This is a genomic window from Thermoanaerobacter uzonensis DSM 18761 (assembly GCF_900129115.1).
Classification (GTDB): Bacteria; Bacillota; Thermoanaerobacteria; order Thermoanaerobacterales; family Thermoanaerobacteraceae; genus Thermoanaerobacter; species Thermoanaerobacter uzonensis.
On the sequence record NZ_FQUR01000008.1, the window covers coordinates 64366 to 82414 of the forward strand.

Sequence of the window (18049 nt, forward strand, 5' to 3'; positions counted from 1 at the left end):
GAGGATTAGAAATATGAGCACACTATTAGAAAAAACCAGAAAAGTAAACCGAATTTTACAAAAAACAGGAATTCAACCAGTTGATTTTAATGAAATGGCTAATATACTAAAAGATGTCATTGAAGCCAACGTATATATTTTGAGTAGGAAGGGTAAAGTATTGGGTTATAGTATATTAAGAGATTATGGAAATGACATTTTTACTCAAAGCAAAGTAATACCTGAAGAATATAATGACAAACTTTTGCGAGTGACAGAGACGCTGGCTAATGATAAAGGTAACCTTTTTAAAGAAGATAAAGTTTTATCAGATTTAATTTTGACTATAGTACCTGTCAATGGCGGTGGAGACAGGTTAGGAACTTTAGTTTTATCAAGAGGAGTAAAAGAATTTACTGACGATGACTTGATATTGGCAGAATACGGTGCTACAGTAGTTGGCCTTGAAATTTTAAGGTCAAAAAATGAAGAAATAGAGGATGAAGCGAGAAAAAGAGCAGTTGTTCAAATGGCACTAGGAACACTTTCTTACTCCGAATTAGAAGCCATAAAAAATATTTTTGAAGAGTTAAATGGAAAAGAAGGATTATTAGTTGCAAGTAAAATAGCAGATAAAGTAGGTATTACAAGGTCTGTAATTGTAAATGCACTTAGAAAGTTTGAAAGTGCTGGCATAATTGAGTCAAGGTCTTTAGGAATGAAAGGTACCCATATAAGGGTACTAAACGATAAATTATTAGAAGAGTTAGAGAAAATGAAAAGATAAATTTAAACCCTTATTGAAAAATATAAGTCTCCGCTTTTATGCATGGGGTTGTACTTTAGCATGAAAGTAGGAGACTTAATTTTATGTAAAAGAGTCGAGTCCTATAAAAATAGGACTTCAGTTTGTTGACAAAGTAAAAAAATATTCAAAAGGAGATATTTTGTATCGTCGCTCCGATGTTCCAAAGCGACAAAACTAAAGCTCGACCTTCGGGTTCCGGCAGGGTTCCGGGCACATTCGACATCCTTGTCTTAGTGCCCGCCTTCGCCATCCATGGCTTCGGCCCTGCCTCCACCCTCGGCCTTGCTAAGTTTTGTTGCCGCTTTGTCACAAGTCGCACCAATTACAAAATATCTCCTTTACGAAAGTTTTCTATAGTCTGGAGCCCTATAAAAATAGGACTTTTTTCTTATGGTGTAAACTATTACGGCATGATATAATATTATTCGATAAAAATTGATATTATTTTACAAAAAAGGCAGTGTTAAAACAAAGTTAAATATTTATTTTTTGGCTTATTTTAGCAGGATTTTTGATTTTTTTGTCGAATTAAGTATATTGTGGTCGAATAAGAGGAGGCGAGAAAATGCTGGATTTAGGAATTGAAAATATAGATTTGCTACAAAAAGGATTATACGCAGCTACTGTAAGAAACAATGTGATTGCCAATAACATTGCTAATGTGGATACTCCTAATTTTAAAAGGTCTGAAGTCAAATTTGAGGATATTTTAAAAGATGCCATAAATGGTACAAAGTTAAAAGGTTATGTTACAAATCTTAAGCACATTCCTATTGGCCCACCTGCTATTGATTCCATACAACCGGAAATTATTCAAGTAAATGACACTTCCATGAGGCTAGATGGAAATAATGTAGACATAGATGCTGAAATGGCAAATTTGGCTAAGAATCAGTTGTATTACTATGCCCTTGTCCAAAGAGTGAACGGAGAGCTTAATTCTATCATGACTGCTGTAAAAGATGGGAGGTAATTTAAATGAACTTATTTAGCTCGATGGACACAAGCGCTTCAGGTTTAACTGCAGAACGAGTGAGGATGGATGTAATATCCCAAAATATAGCTAATGTAAATACTACAAGGACTAGTCAAGGAGGACCATATAGGAGAAAATTAGTGATTTTGAAAGAAATACAACCTGACAGTTTCGAAAGCATTCTTGATAAAGTTAAAGGCAAATACAGTGGCAAAGGTGTAGAAGTTGTCCAAATATCAGAAGATGTCCAAACTCCTTTGAGAAGAGTATACGATCCAGGTCATCCTGATGCTGACCAAAATGGATATGTGGAGTACCCAAATGTAAACATTGTTTCTGAAATGGTAGATATGATTTCTGCTACTCGTGCTTATGAAGCTAATGTAACAGCCTTTAATGCTTCAAAAGCCATGTTTCAAAAGTCTTTAGAAATTGGCAGGGGGTAGACGTAAATGGTTAATCAAATAACACCGGTTAATCCAGTAGCTTTGGATAGCACATTAGAAGCAACACAAAATAGCAGTAAAATAGATACTTTTAGCGACTTTTTAAAAGAAGCTTTTAACAAGGTAAATGATTTACAGTTAACGGCAATGAAAAATGACCAAAAACTTGTAACTGGTGAAATTGATGATATAAATCAAGTGATGATAGATGCCGCAAAAGCTGATATTGCACTGCAGCTTACAATTCAAATAAAAAATAAAGTGCTGGAGGCCTATCAGGAAATAATGAGGATGCCATTGTAATGTCTTTAATTGAAATGAGGTGAATTAATGCCAGAGTTCATTGCCAATTTTAGAGAGCAACTGACAAACTTTTGGAATAAGTTTGATAAAAAACAAAAGATACAGTTAGGAATTATCGCTATTTTGCTTTTTATAGGCATTTCTTTATTAGTTTACATAGTTAATAGGCCTAATTATGTAGTTTTATATTCAGATTTAAGTATAAAAGATGCAGGAGCAGTAGTTGAAAAATTAAAAACTGAATTTAAGATTCCATATAAAATATCGAACGATGGGACGACAATTTTAGTACCTGCACAATATAAAGATGAAGTGAGAATGAAACTTGCGACAGAAGGAATCCCCCAAGGGGGATTTAGCTTTGAAGAGGCTATGAATAACTCTCTTGCCACAACAGACCAAGAGAGAAGACAAAAGTATCTGTATTTTCTTCAAAATGAAATACAAAATTCTCTAAAAACTATAGATGGAGTGCAGGATGCTATTGTCAACATCGTAGTACCTGATCAAAATGCCTTTGTACTTTCAAATACTACTAATCAAGCTACAGCAGCTGTGATGCTAACTTTAAAGCCAGGTGTAACTTTATCTTCTTCTCAAGTCAAAGGAATCATAGATTTTGTATCTAAAAGTGTAGAAGGTTTAAAACCTGAAAATGTTACTGTAATTGATAATAATGGTAAAATCCTTACTGCAGAAAGTGATACTACTGCTGAAAATACTAATACTCAATTTGTTCTTCAAAAAAAGGTTCAAGAAGATTTACAAAACAGTCTTCAAACTCTTTTAGAACAAATTTTTGGTCCTGGAAATGTTGTTGTTAGAGCTAACGTAACTTTAAATTTTGATAAAAAGACGGAAGACAAAATAGAGTATTTTCCTGTTCAAGGTAATGACAATAAAGGAATTGTAAGAAGCGTACAAGAACTTAAAGAAAAAGCTACGGGTACACAGGGGACAAATCCAACAGGTACTGCCTCAAATAATCCTCCTGTAACTTCAACAACTAGCAATAATACTTCTGATTACAATAAAACAGAAACCACTATAAACTACGAAATAAATCAGATTAAGACAAGTCTTGTTCAAGCGGAAGGTAAGATTGAAAGTATTTCTGTTGCTGTTGTTGTAAATCAAAATCTCAATAATTCTATGAAACAACAAATTGCTGACTTGGTTACAAAAGCTGCAGGCGGAGATTCTCTTGTAAAAGTATCGGTTCAAGGAATGCAATTTAATCAAGACCTCTTAAAGACAATGCAGCAGCAGGCAAAAGTTTCAAAGGGAGTACCAGTGTATGTATGGGCTATATTAGCAGCTTTAGTGTTAGGAGGCATGCTATTCCTTATTATGATGAAAAGGAAGAAAAAAGAAACCTCTTTAACTACAGCTGGGCAGGAAGTCTTAGCTACTGTAGAGTCTATCGAAGAAATAGATTTCTCAGAGAAGGACGAAAAGAAAAAACAGATAGAAAGACTTATAAAAGAAAAGCCAGAACTTGTGGTGCAGGTAATTAGAACATGGCTTAATGAAGAGTAGGTGGTGGTATTATGGCGAGAGGTGCACTCACAGGTAGGGAAAAAAGTGCAATGCTTTTGATTGCATTAGGGCCAGACCTTTCAGCTCAAATATATAAGCATTTAAGGGAAGATGAAATTGAACAATTAACTTTGGAAATAGCTAGTATACGAAATCTTACTCCTGAAGAGAAGCAAAAAGTTATAGATGAATTTTATAACATGTGCGTAGCGCAAGAGTACATAATAGAAGGCGGAATAGAATATGCAAAAGCAGTTTTAGAAAAAGCTTTGGGTACTCAAGAAGCTTTTGAGGTTATAAATAAATTGACTTCTACTTTGAAAGTAAGACCTTTTGATTTTATAAGAAGAGCGGATCCATCGCAAGTTTTAAATTTTATACAAAATGAGCATCCTCAGACTATTGCAATGATTTTGTCCTATTTAAAACCTCAACAAGCAGGAGCAATTCTATCCTCACTGCCTGAAAATTTACAGGCAGAAGTAGCTATGCGAATAGCGACAATGGAGAGCACTTCTCCTGAAGTAGTAAAAGAAGTTGAGAGAATTTTAGAGAGAAAATTGTCTTCGTTAGTTACACAAGATTATACTTCTTCAGGCGGTATTCAGACAATTGTAGATATACTAAATTCTGTAGATAGAAGTACAGAGAAAAATATCTTGGATACTCTTGAGACTATAAACGTTGAGCTAGTAGAAGAAATTAAGAAGAGGATGTTTGTATTCGAAGATATTGTCACATTGGATTCCAGATCTATACAGAGAGTATTGAGAGAAGTAGACAATCACGATATTGCTCTTGCTCTTAAAGGTTCCAGTGAAGAAGTGCAAAGAGTTATTTATAGTAATATGTCTAAGAGACTTGCCGATATGATAAAAGAAGACATACAATATATGGGACCTGTAAGATTAAAAGATGTAGAAGAAGCACAGCAAAGAATTGTAAATATCATAAGAAAATTAGAAGATGCAGGGGAAATTGTAATATCAAGAGGAGGAGGGGACGAAATTATTGTATAGAGTATATAAACAACAAGAAATAAACCTTTCTTCTCCCATAGTTTTAAGAATTGTGGAAAATGGCAATTACAAAGAAAAAGTGGAGAAAGTAATTGAATTGAGTGAACAAAGAGAGGATATAAAAAAAGAAAGTGAGATTTTAGCAAAGCAAATAATAGAGAGGGCGAGACAAGTCCAGCAAGAGATACTTAGAAAGACTAAGGAAGATGTAGAAAAAATTTTAATAGAAGTAGAGAAAAAAGCGAAGAAGATTGAAGAAGAGTATAAAGAAAAGGGTTATCAAGCTGGATATACTGTAGGATATCAAGAAGGATACAAAAAAGGAGAAGAAGATGCTAAAGCTATAATAGAAGAAGCAAAGGCTATCAAAGAAGAGATTATTAGAGAAAAACAACGAATGTATAAAGAAGTAGAAAATGATATTGTAAGTGTAATTTTGCTGGCAGTAGAAAAAATTGTGGGTAAATATGTAGAAGAGGACAAAGATATAATATTAAATCTCATCAAAAAAGGAATGGAGAATTACAATGCTTTTGACAAAGTCACGGTAAGAGTTAGTGAAGAGGATTATGAACACTGTATTAAAAACAAAGATAAAATTCTTAAAGATATAGAGTTTTTAGATGATGTAAATATCCTAAAAGATTTATCATTAAAAAAAGGAGAGTGTGTAATTGAAACAAATTCTGGAGTGATAAACTCTGGTGTTAGTACACAACTTAAAGCTTTAAAAAACTTATTTGTGGGTGTGCTAAATGAGTAATATTGTTTTGGATAAATATAGAAAGGCTCTTCAAGAAAAAAGGCTAATTCAATATTATGGAAAAGTTTCTCAAGTAATAGGATTGACAATCGAAAGCACAGGGCCACTTTCCAATATAGGAGAAATATGTAATATCAAGACTATTAATGGGAATACAATTTTGGCAGAAGTTGTAGGTTTTAAAGAAGAGAAAGTGTATCTTATGCCATTAGGAAATATGGAGGGAATAGGAGCAGGCAGTAAAGTTATAGCTGCAGGTCAAACCCTTAGAGTTAACGTAGGAAATGAACTTTTGGGAAGGGTATTAGACGGTTTGGGCAATCCTATAGATGGCAAAGGGCCAATAAAATTCGAAAAATCTATTCCTATTAATAATGTGCCACCTGACCCTTTGGAAAGAAAGCGAATTAGAGAAGTTATGTCTCTTGGTATAAAAGCGATAGATGGACTACTTACCTGCGGCAAAGGGCAGAGAATTGGTATTTTTGCAGGAAGTGGTGTAGGAAAAAGCACGCTGTTAGGCATGATGGCAAGAAACGCGAAAGCTGATTTAAATGTAATAGCTCTCATTGGAGAAAGGGGAAGAGAAGTAAATGAATTTCTAGAAAAAGATTTGGGGGAAGAAGGCTTAAAAAAATCTGTGGTTGTAGTAGCTACCTCTGATACCCCAGCTCTTATAAGAGTAAAAGGCGCTATGACTGCAACTGCCATAGCTGAATATTTTAGAGACCAAGGGTTAGACGTCCTTTTGATGATGGATTCAGTAACTCGTTTTGCTATGGCGCAAAGAGAAGTAGGGCTTTCTATAGGAGAAGCTCCTGTTTCACGAGGGTATACTCCTTCTGTCTTTTCAGTTTTACCTAAGCTTTTGGAACGCTCAGGATGTTCTAAAAAAGGTTCTATTACAGCTCTTTACACTGTGTTAGTAGATGGAGATGATTTAAATGAGCCAATTGCTGACGCAGTAAGGGGCATACTTGATGGGCATATAGTATTGTCAAGGAAACTTGCTAATAAAAACCATTATCCCGCTATTGATGTGCTAGCAAGTGTTAGCAGGGTGATAAATGACATAATTACAGAAGAACACAACGAATTAATAGCGAGGTTTAAAGATATTTTAGCGACTTACACAGAAGCGGAAGATTTAATAAATATAGGAGCATATAATTTTGGCAGTAATCCTAAAATTGATGAGGCCATTGAACTAATTGATAAAATGAATAGTTTCTTAAGGCAGAGAATAGACGAATCTTATGACTTTGAAACTACGAAGCAACTGTTATATGAATCTATTAAAAGGTGATAAAATATGAAAAAATTTGAATTTAATTTGCAGCCAATATTAAATTTGAAAGAACAGTCAGAGAAGATAGAAAAAGAGAGATTGTCTAAAATTATGGCAGAAATAAATTTACAAAAGGAAAAATTACATAATCTGACTAAGCATCTCAATGAGGTTTTAGAAGAGAGAAAAGATGAAATAAGTAAAGGGACTACAGCTCTTAAAATAGCCGAGTCTGATGCTTATGTAAGAAAAATACAACAGATGATTGAAGACAAGAGAAATCTTATAAAAAAATTAGAGAAAGATGCCGACATAGTAAAAGAAAATCTCTTAAAGATTTCTAAAGAAAAAAAGGTATTGGAGAATTTAAGAGAAAAGCAATTCACTGAATATCAATATCTATTGAACTTAGAGCAAAATAAGGTGATAGATGAGCAGATAAGTTTTAGAGTAGCTAAATCCTATTAGGAGGATAACCATATGCAAAATGAAGAAACACAAGTGAAAAAGCGGCCAAAAACGAGGCTAATATTTTTAATACTTTTGCTGGTGATTATAGGGGGCATGGCTGCGATAATTTACTTTAATATAGTGGGAAGTCAAACCTATCTAACAAAACAGTTATCAAAAGTTCCGATTTTCAAAGGCTTGATTTCTCAGCCATCAGTTCAGGACAAAAATGCAGAAATAGCAAAACTTACTAATAAATTAAAATCAAAGGAACAACAAATTGCTGACTATGAGGCTAAGTTAAAAGAAAAAGATGACCAGATTAATGCTTTAAAAGCAGAATTAGAGAAAATACAGAATGAAAGTAGTACTTTAAAACAACAGTTAGAAAATAAGCAAGCTAGTTTAAAAGATATAGCTACTTATTATCAAAACATGGATCCTCAAAATGCAGCTCAAATACTCAATAACATGTCAGATGAAGATGTAATAAAAATATTGAGTTACATGAACAAAGATAGCGCTTCAAAAATATTAGAATCACTAAAAGCTGATAAGGCGGCAAGAATAACAAATATTTTATTGAAAAATGCTACAATGATTCCTTAGAAAGGAGGTGAAAAGAGTGATAGAAGTGTTACCGGATACTAATTTGTTACCATTTAACATACAACAGCCAAGGACTGACAGAAGCAAAACAGTTGCATCTTTCCAAAAAGATAATAAGTTAAATAAATTTTCAAAAATGTTACAGCAACAGGTGGCAATTAATGAAAATAAAGAAAATTCAACAGGAAAAGAAGTATCTGATAGCAGTGTTGAGTTAAATAGTCTTTTTTCAACAACACAATCACTAAAGGAAGAAAAAAATTTAAAATCATTCCAAACAGATGATTTATCGTTAGCAGACGTTTTCAATGCGTTGCAGCAGTTAATAAGTGCATTAAACGTGGCAATTCAAAGTGACGATGGCAATCAGCTAATTGAAAAACAAAATTTTTATGTGGAAATGCAAAAAGAAGTACAAAGACTGATGCAGGATTTTTTAAATAATGGTGTTTTGGATGTTGATAAACTATCGCAAAAAATAAGCCAGTTATTAGAAGAAAAACTTGGTGTTAAATTACAACCAGATGCAATAGCTACAGCAATTAAAAGTAGCAACTTTAAGGAAGTTTTAAAGGACTATAAAGATGAAAATGTGGATATAAAAAACATGAATACTCAAAAAACAGACTCAAATGTATTTTCGCAACACATAATTAAAAAAGAAGTGAGAGAAAATTTAACTCCATTGACTGCCAAAAATGAAGATTCATCTGTGATAGACAATCAGCATATCCCTGAGAGAAATAAAGAAGACATACCCAAAACAAAGGATTCACAAACCGAGTTAAATAACATGATTAAAGAAGAAAGGAATACTGGGAAAAATCAGCAATTACAACAAAATGATTTTACGTTTTTGAAAAATGATGGAAAGACTTTTGGAAACCAACTGATTAATCACCAAAATTCAAAATTAAAAGAGGTTCCAGAATCGCAAATTTTTGACCAAATAGTAAAGAGTATAAATTTTTCAAAAAACGACATGTCTTCTACCATAAGTATACAATTAAAACCAGAATTTTTAGGAAAGCTTCAGATAAATCTTAAATCTATAGATGGAAATATTATCGCTACTATAATAACTGATAGCGAAAAATTGAAGCATCAAATTGAATCTAATATAGGAATTTTAAATACTCAATTAGATTTAAAGGGAATTAAAATAGACAGTTTTAATGTGACTGTGGATAAAAACATGCAGTTTACTTCTCAATACAATGGACAACAGCAAAGTTACAATGACAACTCACAAGAACAAAATTTGCACAGAGCATATGGTGGATATTTACACTATGATTTGGCAGAAGCAGAAGAGACAGAAACTTTACAAAGAATTTACAATCTCTCACAAGAACATATAGATGTGAGGGCGTAGAAAGGAGGGAATTTTGTGAACGTAAATACCAATTATAGTTTCTCAAATGTATACAATAACAGTAAAATTACTTCAAAAAATCAATTAGGTAAAGAGGATTTTTTGAAACTTTTGGTCACACAGTTAAAAAATCAAGACCCTTTAAACCCAATGGATGACAAAGAGTTTATTGCACAGCTGGCTCAATTTTCAACCTTAGAACAAATGCAAAACATGAACAACAGTTTTAATTCGATAAGAGCTATAAATTTAATAGGAAAAAGTATTACTGCTAATATCAATGAAAATGGGAATGTTCGCACTGTAATGGGGAAAGTAGATGCTATATATAAGCAAAACGGCGAATATTTTTTGGAAGTTGGTAATGTGGACGTACCTTTGGATGCTGTCACAAGTGTTTCAGAATGAGGTGATAAAATGTCTGAGATAGTGAAAATCCCTCAAAATCTAAATGTTAATTATTTAGCTCAGAGGATAGCGAGTAACAATGGGACCTCTACGGCTTTTAAAGAGGTTTTAAATGAAAAAATTGACGAAATAAAATTTTCCAAACATTCTCTCATGAGGATGGAAATGAGAAATGTTAAAATTACGCAGAAAGAATATCAAAAGCTTTTGGAGGCAGTAAACAAAGCTAACCAAAAAGGAATAAAGGATTCTCTAATCATAATAGATAACAAAGCCTTTGTAGTAAATTTAAAGTCTAAGACGGTTATAACGGCGATGGATGGAGAAATGTTAAAAGATAGTGTTTTTACAAATATAGACGGTGCTGTAATAATTTAAGCCGGACCTTGACAGGGGGCTTATCGCTTTTGACTGACGGAGAAAGCGAGCAGTACCGAAAATAAAGGGAGGAGAAAAAATGTTAAGGTCAATGTATTCTGCAGTTTCAGGTTTGAAAGCTCATCAAGCGAGGATGGATGTAATAGGAAATAACATAGCAAATGTCAACACTGTTGGATATAAAGCCAGCAGAATGACTTTTAAAGAAATATTTAATCAGACGATAAAAGGGGCTTCTGCGCCTCAAGGAAATGGTGGTGGAACTAATCCTCAACAGATTGGTCTGGGAGTAGCTATAGCTTCAATTGATACGTTGTTTACAAGAGGTGGTGCACAAAGGACAGATAATCCTACAGACCTTTCAATTGATGGAAACGGATTTTTCATAGTCTCCAATGGAGGAGCAAATTTGTATACAAGGGCAGGAAACTTTAGTTTTGATTCTCACGGGGATTTAGTAACCCCTGATGGATATAAAGTTTTAGGTTGGATGTCAACTGATGGGAAAACAATAAACACTGATACAGGAAATTTAGTACCAATAAGCCTCAAAAATTGGTCAAGTATAAATCCGGCAACGACTACGCAATTAGAAATAGGAGGAAATCTAAATGCTTCAACAGCAATCAACGGTACCATAAGTTATAACATATTAGTATATGATTCACAAGGAGGAAGCCACATAGCTACACTTACTTTTACGAGAACTAATGCTAGTACATGGAATTGGGGCGTGTCTTCTTCAGATCCTGCTATTTCGTCTATAACTGGTTCTGGTACACTTACTTTTGGTGCTGATGGAAAGATTGCACCTAATACAACTGCAACAGGTACACTTACTTTTAATATGAATACTACTGTAACAAACGCAAATATTGGCCCTGTTTCACTTGACCTCTCAAAACTTACTATGTTCTCAAGTGAGACTGATTTGAGGGAACTTAGTAAAGATGGAAATGAGGCAGGTTCTTTAGAGAGCATTAATATAGACAAATACGGAGTTGTCTCAGGTATATATTCCAATGGTCGCCGACAGATAATTGGACAGATTGCAATAGCTGATTTTCAAAACCCAATGGGTCTAGAAAAAATAGGAAATACAATGTTTATTAATACAGTAAACTCAGGAGACCCTATGATAGGAACAGCCGGAACTGCTACAAGAGGGGCAATAAATCCTGGAACTTTAGAAATGTCTAATGTAGATTTAGCCAATGAATTTGCTGATATGATTGTTACTGAAAGAGGCTTTCAAGCGAATGCTAAAATTATAACTACTTCTGACGAAATATTGCAAGACCTTGTGAATATGAAGAGATAACTACGGTCTGCTGGGCTTTCGCCCAGTAGACTTGATGGAGGAGTATTATGATTTATGTTACGCGTCTTAATAATGAAGAATTTGTGGTGAACGCAGACTTAATTGAATTTATTGAAAAAACTCCTGACACTGTTATAAGTCTTACCACCGGTAAAAAGATAGTAGTAAAAGAAACACCAGAGGAAATTATAGAAAAAGTTATTGCCTACAAAAAGAAAATTTTCACAATAGTAAAAGATAAAGAGGTGTTAGAATGAATAGCAAGACAATTTTAATAGTTATTGTTGCAGTGATTTTGTCTTTTGGTGTAGCTTTTTTGTATTTTAACAATTTTGCTTCTACTAATAAGCCTCAAGAAATCACTTATTATAATTATTCTCCTGGCGGAGAATTTATAACTAATTTAAAAGGAGATGGAAAATTTGTTAAGGCAACAATAGAATTGCAAGTTACAGATAAAAATATTTTAAAAACCTTAGAAGAGCGAAACCCGCAGATTAGAGATTTGATAATCCAAATTTTAAGAGGGAAAACAGAACAAGATGTGGAAGGACCAGAAGGACAGGAGAAGTTAAAAAACGATATAAAAAATGGAATAAATAAAATAATAGGTGAAGGAAAAATTGTAAATGTATATTTTGATGAATTCATTGTTCAATAGGGAGGAGGGGATTTTTTGGCTGAAATATTATCACAAAGCGAGATAGATGAACTATTAAAAGCTTTTAGCTCTGGCGGATTAGATATCCAAGAAATTGAAAAAGTAGAAGAGAGCAAAAGTAAAAAGATAAGAAATTACGATTTTAGAAGGCCTAATAAATTTTCAAAAGAACAACTGCGAACTCTTCAGATGATCTTTGAAAATTTGTCAAGGTCTTTGACTTCCTTTTTGTCAGGATATTTGAGAACGATAGTAGATGTTACAGTGGTCTCTGTTGACCAGCTAACTTATTATGAGTTTAGTAATTCTTTAAATAATCCAGTTTTCATTGCTATTATTGATGCAGCTCCTTTAGAAGGCCCATTTCTCTTGGAATTTAATAATAATACTACTTATGCAATACTTGACAGAATTTTGGGAGGAATAGGAAAAGGCGAGCTTTTGGATAGAGATTATACTGAGATTGAAATCAGTCTTTTGACCAAAATTGTAAAGCAAATGCTTCCACTTTTCAAAGAACCATGGAGCAATATATTAACGATTAACCCCTCTTTAATAAGAGTGGAAACTAACTCCCAGTTTGCTCAAATAATATCTCCCAATGAGACAGTAGCCTTGTGTACTTTATCTATAAAAATCAATGAAACAGAAGGAATAATGAATTTTTGTATGCCTCATTTAACGTTAGAGCCTATTGTGCCCAAATTAACGACAAAATTTTGGTTTTCTAGCATGAAAAAAGAAGAGAAAGTAAATCCTGAGCTTATAAAGAGTAAAATAAGCAAAACCTATATACCTATTACTGCTCAACTTGGTTCTACCACCATTACTGTAAAAGAATTTTTGGAGTTTGAAATAGGAGATATAATCGTGTTGGATAAACATTTCAAAGAGCCTGTAGATATAATAATCGATAAAAAAGTCAAGTTTCGAGGTATACCTGGAATCAAAAATAACAAATACAGTGTAAGAATAACAGAAGTTATTTACAAAGGAGATGAAGAAAGTGAATGACTTTTTATCACAAGAAGAAATAAATGCACTACTAAAAGGCTTAACCGAAGAATCTAAAGAAAATCAGTCCCAAAATGGAGAAAATTTAACAGAAGAAGAAAAGGATATATTAGGAGAAATTGGGAATATAAGTTTTGGCACATCGGCCACTACTTTATATACTTTATTGAGAAACAAAGTTACTATTACTACTCCAAAAGTTTCAGTATTATCTTGGGAAGAGTTAAAAAAAGAATTTAATATTCCTTACATTGGAGTTGAAGTAGAGTATACGGAAGGACTAAAAGGTCATAACCTTCTTATTTTAAAAAAAGAAGATGTACTTAAAATGACGGATTTGATGATGGGGGGAGAAGGAAAAGTAGAAGATGGAGAAATTACTGAACTGCATTTAAGTGCAATAGGAGAAGCCATGAACCAAATGATAGGTTCTGCTGCTACTTCTCTTTCTACCCTTCTCAATAAAACTATAAATATTTCGCCACCTAAAGCTTTTGTTGTTGATTTTACTGCTTCTTTACCAACAGATATTTCATTCCCGGAAGGCGATGTAGTAAAAATTGCCTTTAAAATGGAGGTAGGAGAAATAATTGATAGCGAAATAATGCAGCTTTTGCCTCTTGATTTTGCTAAAGAACTAGTGCGAAGCGTTTTGTCGAAAAATGAAGAAAAATCACCAGCGGTGACTTCCCAAGAAGAGAGTTCCAGTGCTATAATAGAAAGTGATGAAAAAAATGTCGAGACAGGTAACAATATCTCAACAGATGAGAAAGCTACCAAAAAGAAACAAAAAATTAATGCAAGTCCTGTAGTTTTTCAAAGTTTTGATGAAGAACCTCCATCTAAAAGCAAGGAAGAGAAGGAAAATTTAGAGCTGATCCTAGATGTGCCTCTTACGATTACTGTTGAACTAGGCAAGACTAAAAAACTTATAAAAGATATTTTAGAATTAGGTGAGGGTTCTATTATTGAATTGGACAAATTGGCAGGTGAGCCAGTAGATATTTTAGCAAATGGAAAGTACATAGCTAAAGGGGAAGTAGTGGTAATTGATGAGAATTTTGGGGTTAGAATTATAGATATTGTACACCAAAGCAAAAGAATTAGCAATATATAATAAAGATGAGGAGGAATCATTTGTGAGCAAAATAATGATAGTTGATGACGCTGCTTTTATGAGGATGATGATTAAAGATATTATTTCAAAAAATAATTTGGGGAGTGTGGTAGAAGCTGAGAATGGTGCTGTAGCAGTAGAAAAATATTTCCAGGAAAATCCGGATTTGGTTATTATGGATATTACTATGCCTGAAATGGATGGAATACAAGCAGTGAAAGCAATTCGCGCAAAGGATCCCAATGCAAAAATAATAATGTGCTCTGCTATGGGACAGCAGGCTATGGTTATCGAGGCGATTCAAGCAGGAGCAAAAGACTTCATCGTAAAGCCTTTCCAACCTGATAGGGTGGTAGAAGCGATTAAAAAATTGTTGAAGTGAGGCGCTTAAAGTGTCTAATGGCACAGAATATGTTTTTCAATTGATATGGTATTTAATTGTCTTTCTTTTAGTAATTGGAGTGGCTTTTTACATAACTCGATTTATAGGACAAAGTACTTTAAGATATACTCGCTCTACTAATTTACAGGTGATAGATTACATCATTTTAGGTAGAGATAAAGGTCTATATATAGTAAAGGTAGGAGATAAATTTTTACTAATTGGTGTTAGCAACAGTAGTATAACCTATCTTACAGAGATAAATAAAGAAGATATAAAAACTCTGAGTAATGATAAAGATTTTGTGACAAATTTGAATATTTCAATAGAACGATTAAAACAGCTAAAAAACAGATATTTGTCTAAAAAAGATGGTGAGCAAAAATGAATTTAGGAGATTTGGTTTCATCAGTGACAGCTCCTTCAAATATGGCTACAAGTCTGCAAATAGTTCTTCTGCTAACAGTTTTGACATTAGCTCCATCTATTTTAATAATGATGACTTCTTTTACTCGGATAGTGATTGTATTATCTTTTTTAAGAAACGCACTAGGACTACAGCAAATGCCTCCTAATCAGGTACTAATTGGTTTGGCATTGTTTCTCACTTTATTCATAATGGCACCTGTGGGGCAAGATATCAACAATAATGCTATTAAACCTTATACAGAAGGAAAAATAACTCAACAGGAAGCGTATCAAAATGCTATCAAACCATTGAAAAATTTTATGCTGAAGCAAACAAGGCAAAATGATTTAAATCTTTTTGTAAGTTTAGCTAAAATTAAAGTAAATAATCCAGAAGACCTTCCCATGAAAGTGGTCATTCCTTCTTTTATCATCAGTGAATTAAAAACTGCTTTTGAAATTGGCTTTATAATATACATCCCCTTTTTGATAATTGATATAATAGTCGCCAGTGTTTTAATGTCAATGGGTATGTTTATGTTGCCACCTGTTTTGATATCTCTTCCTTTTAAAGTGTTACTTTTTATTTTGGTAGATGGATGGAACTTGGTTGTCAAATCTTTGATTTTAGGTTTTAGATAGGAGGCAAAATAAGTTGAATACGGGAGTGGTTATAGATATAGGAAGAGAAGCTTTAACTGTTGCCTTAACAATTGCTACTCCATTATTAGCAGTAGCACTAGGGGTAGGACTTTTAATTAGCATTTTTCAAGCTACTACACAAATTCAGGAACAAACTTTATCTTTTGTTCCTAAAATTGTCGCTATACTTATAAGTCTGATTCTATTTGGGCCATGGATGCTTACTACGTTGGTCAACTACACTCAAAGATTGTTTTTAAATATTAATAATTTTATAAAGTGATGTAAAATGGATATAATTCAGTATTTACTTCAAAATGTTCAAATTTTTATATTACTTTTTGTCAGAATGCTGGGTATTTTTATACTTACACCTTTTTTTGGTACAAAAAATATTCCTACTATTTTTAAAATAGGTTTAGGTTTTTTTGCGGCAGTAATTGTTTTTGATACCATGGAACCGGTAGATTTGCAAACAAATAATGTTTTTGACTACTTTATTGTTGTCATCTCTGAGTTCATTGTAGGACTTGTGATAGGGCTGGCATCTATGATATCCTTTAGTGCTATACATTTAGCGGGTCAGCTAATTGATTATCAGTTGGGGTTTGGGCTGGTAAACATTTTAGACATTCACAGCGAAACCCAGGTTCCTTTAATGGGAAATTTCATATATATTTTGACAATCCTTATCTTCATGCTTCTGAATGGTCATTATATATTATTTACAATGTTGGCTAAAAGTGTTGATATAATTCCTGTTGGGAGAGTTGTCTTTAATTTACCTGGTATGTCTCAGGTCTTAACAAAAATGGTTGCTGATATGTTTATATTAGGTTTTAGAATAAGTGCTCCTATAATTTTAACAACTCTTTTGACAGATTTAGTTTTGGGAATAATCTCCCGTACTATACCTCAGCTTAACGTCTTTATGATAGGAATGCCAGCTAAGATTTTTGTTGGAATCTTTACATTGCTTATTATGTTGCCAATGTATTTGGCAATTATAGATTTTATGTTTAATGGAATGAATGCTGACATTTTTAGATTGATGAAATTTATGACAAGGTGATAGTTTTGAGTAAAATAAATTTACAATTGTTTGCCGAAGAAAAAACTGAACCAGCTACTCCTAAAAGGCGACAAGATGCAAGAAAAAAAGGGCAGGTCTTCCAAAGCAGAGAAATAACTTCTGCTTTAGTAATTGTAACAGGTTTTTTGGCAGTAAATATACTCGCAATACCTTTTTTAGGAAAAATGATGGCTTTAACAAAGTATTTGCTTTATACCTATTCTGGAGCTAATGACGATGTTTTTAATATAGTAGGTATACGGAATCTGTTTACATACCTCTTGCAACAAGCAGCATCAATAATTATGCCTATAATTTTAGTGATTTTTATTGTTTCTCTTGCATCAACTTATCTCCAAGTAGGCTTTGTATTTACAACTGAGCCTCTTGCCTTTAAATTGGAAAGATTAAATCCTGTGGAAGGCTTTAAAAGAATTTTTTCAAAAAGAGCATTGGTAGAATTAGCTAAATCCATTGCTAAAGTGGTAGTTATTTTCTATATAATGTACTCTTTTTTAGCTTCTCAATATAAAGGTATACCAATGCTTCTTGATATGTCAGTTCAAGATATATTAAAATATGCTTTAAACATACTTTTGGGAATTACTATTAGAATAGGAATCGTACTTATTGTTCTTGGAGTATTAGATTACTTCTTCCAGTGGAGAGAATATGAAACAAGCCTTAAAATGAGTAAAGAGGATATAAAGGAAGAGTTTAAAGAGACGGAAGGAAACCCACAGATAAAGGCAGAGATAAGAAGAAAACAACGACAAGTTTCTATGAGAAGAATGATGCAAGACTTAAAAAAAGCGGATGTCGTAATAACAAACCCAACTCATCTTGCTGTTGCTCTTATGTACGATAGTAATGTCAATGATGCACCTGTAGTGATAGCTAAAGGACAAGACATTATTGCCCTCAGAATAAAAGAAGAAGCTAAGAAGTTAAATATCCCTATAGTGGAGAATAAGCCATTAGCTCAGGCACTGTATAGGTCTACTGAAATAGGAGATATGATTCCACCAGAGCTTTATCAAGCTGTGGCTGAAGTTTTGGCTTATGTCTACAGCTTGAAGGGAGAATAGGAG

Annotated in this window: 24 protein-coding genes; all 24 read left to right on the forward strand. The window is 33.2% G+C overall.

Going from position 1 to position 18049, the window contains the following annotated elements:
- Nucleotides 1–13 precede the first annotated feature (13 nt).
- Entirely contained in the window at nt 14–766 is a 753-nt protein-coding gene (gene codY / locus BUB32_RS03545; protein WP_072967537.1) for a GTP-sensing pleiotropic transcriptional regulator CodY, read from the forward strand.
- A gap of 586 nt (nt 767–1352) precedes the next feature.
- Nucleotides 1353–1760, forward strand: a complete 408-nt coding sequence (flgB, locus tag BUB32_RS03555) for a flagellar basal body rod protein FlgB (RefSeq protein ID WP_072967540.1) — start codon at nt 1353–1355, stop codon at nt 1758–1760.
- Nucleotides 1761–1765: 5 nt separating this feature from the next.
- Nucleotides 1766–2209, forward strand: coding sequence for a flagellar basal body rod protein FlgC (flgC, locus tag BUB32_RS03560; RefSeq protein ID WP_072967542.1), 444 nt, complete (start codon nt 1766–1768; stop codon nt 2207–2209).
- A gap of 6 nt (nt 2210–2215) precedes the next feature.
- Nucleotides 2216–2512: a flagellar hook-basal body complex protein FliE gene (gene fliE / locus BUB32_RS03565; protein WP_042833097.1), complete on the forward strand. Its 297-nt coding sequence runs from the start codon at nt 2216–2218 to the stop codon at nt 2510–2512.
- A 27-nt stretch (nt 2513–2539) separates the two neighbouring features.
- Nucleotides 2540–4051: a flagellar basal-body MS-ring/collar protein FliF gene (gene fliF, locus BUB32_RS03570; RefSeq protein WP_072967543.1), complete on the forward strand. Its 1512-nt coding sequence runs from the start codon at nt 2540–2542 to the stop codon at nt 4049–4051.
- Nucleotides 4052–4062: 11 nt separating this feature from the next.
- Nucleotides 4063–5070 (forward strand): flagellar motor switch protein FliG, encoded by a 1008-nt coding sequence (fliG, locus tag BUB32_RS03575; RefSeq protein ID WP_072967545.1) that lies wholly within the window; start codon nt 4063–4065, stop codon nt 5068–5070.
- Complete coding sequence (locus BUB32_RS03580; protein ID WP_072967547.1) at nt 5063–5833, forward strand: FliH/SctL family protein; 771 nt, start codon at nt 5063–5065, stop codon at nt 5831–5833. Before fliG ends, BUB32_RS03580 begins: the two co-directional genes overlap by 8 nt.
- The gene (gene fliI, locus BUB32_RS03585) at nt 5826–7139 is read left to right on the forward strand and encodes a flagellar protein export ATPase FliI (protein ID WP_072967549.1); all 1314 of its coding nucleotides are present in this window, start codon (nt 5826–5828) and stop codon (nt 7137–7139) included. The genes BUB32_RS03580 and fliI overlap by 8 nt, the downstream gene beginning before the upstream one ends.
- A 6-nt stretch (nt 7140–7145) precedes the next feature.
- On the forward strand, nt 7146–7589 hold the full coding sequence (gene fliJ, locus BUB32_RS03590; RefSeq protein ID WP_072967551.1) for a flagellar export protein FliJ: 444 nt from the start codon (nt 7146–7148) through the stop codon (nt 7587–7589).
- Between the two features lie 12 nt (nt 7590–7601).
- On the forward strand, nt 7602–8180 hold the full coding sequence (locus BUB32_RS03595) for a MotE family protein (RefSeq protein WP_072967553.1): 579 nt from the start codon (nt 7602–7604) through the stop codon (nt 8178–8180).
- Between the two features lie 16 nt (nt 8181–8196).
- Nucleotides 8197–9555, forward strand: a complete 1359-nt coding sequence (locus BUB32_RS03600; protein WP_072967555.1) for a flagellar hook-length control protein FliK — start codon at nt 8197–8199, stop codon at nt 9553–9555.
- A gap of 15 nt (nt 9556–9570) precedes the next feature.
- Nucleotides 9571–9963, forward strand: a complete 393-nt coding sequence (locus tag BUB32_RS03605; RefSeq protein WP_072967556.1) for a flagellar hook capping FlgD N-terminal domain-containing protein — start codon at nt 9571–9573, stop codon at nt 9961–9963.
- Nucleotides 9964–9972: 9 nt separating this feature from the next.
- The gene (locus BUB32_RS03610) at nt 9973–10341 is read left to right on the forward strand and encodes a TIGR02530 family flagellar biosynthesis protein (RefSeq protein ID WP_072967558.1); all 369 of its coding nucleotides are present in this window, start codon (nt 9973–9975) and stop codon (nt 10339–10341) included.
- 79 nt (nt 10342–10420) lie between these two features.
- A complete protein-coding gene (locus BUB32_RS03615; RefSeq protein WP_072967560.1) occupies nt 10421–11662 on the forward strand; it encodes a flagellar hook protein FlgE in 1242 nt (413 codons plus the stop codon).
- Nucleotides 11663–11709: 47 nt separating this feature from the next.
- Nucleotides 11710–11919 (forward strand): flagellar FlbD family protein, encoded by a 210-nt coding sequence (locus BUB32_RS03620; protein ID WP_029689040.1) that lies wholly within the window; start codon nt 11710–11712, stop codon nt 11917–11919.
- Nucleotides 11916–12323: a flagellar basal body-associated FliL family protein gene (locus tag BUB32_RS03625; RefSeq protein WP_072967561.1), complete on the forward strand. Its 408-nt coding sequence runs from the start codon at nt 11916–11918 to the stop codon at nt 12321–12323. Before BUB32_RS03620 ends, BUB32_RS03625 begins: the two co-directional genes overlap by 4 nt.
- 15 nt (nt 12324–12338) lie before the next feature.
- Nucleotides 12339–13337 carry a flagellar motor switch protein FliM gene (gene fliM / locus BUB32_RS03630; protein WP_072967563.1) on the forward strand — a complete coding sequence of 333 codons (999 nt, stop codon included), beginning with the start codon at nt 12339–12341 and terminating at the stop codon, nt 13335–13337.
- A complete protein-coding gene (gene fliY, locus BUB32_RS03635; protein WP_072967564.1) occupies nt 13330–14454 on the forward strand; it encodes a flagellar motor switch phosphatase FliY in 1125 nt (374 codons plus the stop codon). The genes fliM and fliY overlap by 8 nt, the downstream gene beginning before the upstream one ends.
- Nucleotides 14455–14476: 22 nt before the next feature.
- Nucleotides 14477–14836: a response regulator gene (locus tag BUB32_RS03640; protein ID WP_003866715.1), complete on the forward strand. Its 360-nt coding sequence runs from the start codon at nt 14477–14479 to the stop codon at nt 14834–14836.
- Between the two features lie 10 nt (nt 14837–14846).
- Nucleotides 14847–15224 carry a flagellar biosynthetic protein FliO gene (gene fliO / locus BUB32_RS03645; RefSeq protein ID WP_072967566.1) on the forward strand — a complete coding sequence of 126 codons (378 nt, stop codon included), beginning with the start codon at nt 14847–14849 and terminating at the stop codon, nt 15222–15224.
- The gene (fliP, locus tag BUB32_RS03650; RefSeq protein ID WP_072967568.1) at nt 15221–15886 is read left to right on the forward strand and encodes a flagellar type III secretion system pore protein FliP; all 666 of its coding nucleotides are present in this window, start codon (nt 15221–15223) and stop codon (nt 15884–15886) included. Before fliO ends, fliP begins: the two co-directional genes overlap by 4 nt.
- A 13-nt stretch (nt 15887–15899) precedes the next feature.
- Nucleotides 15900–16169 (forward strand): flagellar biosynthesis protein FliQ, encoded by a 270-nt coding sequence (gene fliQ, locus BUB32_RS03655; protein WP_072967570.1) that lies wholly within the window; start codon nt 15900–15902, stop codon nt 16167–16169.
- A gap of 6 nt (nt 16170–16175) precedes the next feature.
- Complete coding sequence (gene fliR / locus BUB32_RS03660; protein WP_072967572.1) at nt 16176–16958, forward strand: flagellar biosynthetic protein FliR; 783 nt, start codon at nt 16176–16178, stop codon at nt 16956–16958.
- The gene (gene flhB, locus BUB32_RS03665; RefSeq protein ID WP_072967574.1) at nt 16955–18046 is read left to right on the forward strand and encodes a flagellar biosynthesis protein FlhB; all 1092 of its coding nucleotides are present in this window, start codon (nt 16955–16957) and stop codon (nt 18044–18046) included. The genes fliR and flhB overlap by 4 nt, the downstream gene beginning before the upstream one ends.
- The last annotated feature ends 3 nt before the right edge of the window (nt 18047–18049 follow it).

Bases quoted from the DNA above. Each gene is read 5' to 3' on its own strand.
- codY (WP_072967537.1), top strand. From the start codon at position 14: ATGAGCACACTATTAGAAAAAACCAGAAAAGTAAACCGAATTTTACAA.
- flgB (WP_072967540.1), top strand. From the start codon at position 1,353: ATGCTGGATTTAGGAATTGAAAATATAGATTTGCTACAAAAAGGATTA.
- flgC (WP_072967542.1), top strand. From the start codon at position 1,766: ATGAACTTATTTAGCTCGATGGACACAAGCGCTTCAGGTTTAACTGCA.
- fliE (WP_042833097.1), top strand. From the start codon at position 2,216: ATGGTTAATCAAATAACACCGGTTAATCCAGTAGCTTTGGATAGCACA.
- fliF (WP_072967543.1), top strand. From the start codon at position 2,540: ATGCCAGAGTTCATTGCCAATTTTAGAGAGCAACTGACAAACTTTTGG.
- fliG (WP_072967545.1), top strand. From the start codon at position 4,063: ATGGCGAGAGGTGCACTCACAGGTAGGGAAAAAAGTGCAATGCTTTTG.
- fliI (WP_072967549.1), top strand. From the start codon at position 5,826: ATGAGTAATATTGTTTTGGATAAATATAGAAAGGCTCTTCAAGAAAAA.
- fliJ (WP_072967551.1), top strand. From the start codon at position 7,146: ATGAAAAAATTTGAATTTAATTTGCAGCCAATATTAAATTTGAAAGAA.
- BUB32_RS03595 (WP_072967553.1), top strand. From the start codon at position 7,602: ATGCAAAATGAAGAAACACAAGTGAAAAAGCGGCCAAAAACGAGGCTA.
- BUB32_RS03610 (WP_072967558.1), top strand. From the start codon at position 9,973: ATGTCTGAGATAGTGAAAATCCCTCAAAATCTAAATGTTAATTATTTA.
- BUB32_RS03615 (WP_072967560.1), top strand. From the start codon at position 10,421: ATGTTAAGGTCAATGTATTCTGCAGTTTCAGGTTTGAAAGCTCATCAA.
- BUB32_RS03620 (WP_029689040.1), top strand. From the start codon at position 11,710: ATGATTTATGTTACGCGTCTTAATAATGAAGAATTTGTGGTGAACGCA.
- BUB32_RS03625 (WP_072967561.1), top strand. From the start codon at position 11,916: ATGAATAGCAAGACAATTTTAATAGTTATTGTTGCAGTGATTTTGTCT.
- fliP (WP_072967568.1), top strand. From the start codon at position 15,221: ATGAATTTAGGAGATTTGGTTTCATCAGTGACAGCTCCTTCAAATATG.
- fliR (WP_072967572.1), top strand. From the start codon at position 16,176: ATGGATATAATTCAGTATTTACTTCAAAATGTTCAAATTTTTATATTA.